The organism is uncultured Jannaschia sp. (assembly GCF_947494055.1).
Taxonomy (GTDB): Bacteria; Pseudomonadota; Alphaproteobacteria; order Rhodobacterales; family Rhodobacteraceae; genus Jannaschia.
The window spans coordinates 1-699 of record NZ_CANLTR010000157.1; the positions used below are offsets into that span (position 1 = coordinate 1).

Consider the following 699-nt stretch of genomic DNA (forward strand, 5'->3'; position numbering starts at 1 on the left):
GGATGGGATCGACAAGACTTTCCTGCACGTTTCCATTACTCTTCTGTCGTGCGGTCGACAGCGTGGCGCGTCGGCTGGAAGCGTCGCCGGGCAGCCTGTTCAGTCCCTGCCGGTTTGAGGCGGCCGCACACCCGCCGTTCGCTGACGGATGTGAGCGCCAGGCGGCGACGAAGTGCTCGTAGCTTTCCTGCGCGCGCTCGGCGATCTGCATTTCCTGATGGCGCATTTCCTTCACGTTGTAGGCGTAGGTCGCGCCTCGCTTGCTGCCCTTCTTCTGGGGTCGTCCGGCCGCCAGTTCCATGGACCGGCGCTTGTGGGCGACCAGGCTTGGCCTGGCCCAGCGATAGTCCTCTCCTTTTGTCAGCATGTGCCAGCATAGAACCGCGAGTTTGCGCGCCACCGCGACGGCCGCAATCTGGTGACCGCGGCGCGCCCGGACGCGGATGAAGAAGGCGCGCAACGGCCCCGGCGCCTTCGCCGCTGCCCAGGCGGCCTCGACCAGCATGGCACGCGCGTGGCTGCGCCCGGCCTTGCTGATGCGACCGTGGTGGGCGGCGCCAAGACCGGACTGGCGGACCCGCGGGTTCAAGCCGAAGAGCTCACCAATTTCTGCGGAGAGCTGAACCGGTCGATGCTGCCGATCGCCGCCATCAGTCCTGCCGCCACGGCCAGATTGACTCCGGTGCTGGTCAGCAGCCG

General features: G+C 67.1%; 2 protein-coding genes. One reads left to right on the plus strand and one right to left on the minus strand.

Features of this window, described 5'->3' with window-relative positions:
* On the minus strand, positions 1-589 hold a 589-nt coding region (locus Q1A87_RS23620), incomplete at its 3' end, for a transposase (protein WP_363323071.1).
* On the opposite strand from Q1A87_RS23620, the gene Q1A87_RS23625 reads away from it, so the two are divergent.
* Positions 515-699: hypothetical protein (locus tag Q1A87_RS23625; RefSeq protein ID WP_299657302.1), on the plus strand; the 185-nt coding region annotated here is incomplete at its 3' end. The genes Q1A87_RS23620 and Q1A87_RS23625 overlap by 75 nt on opposite strands.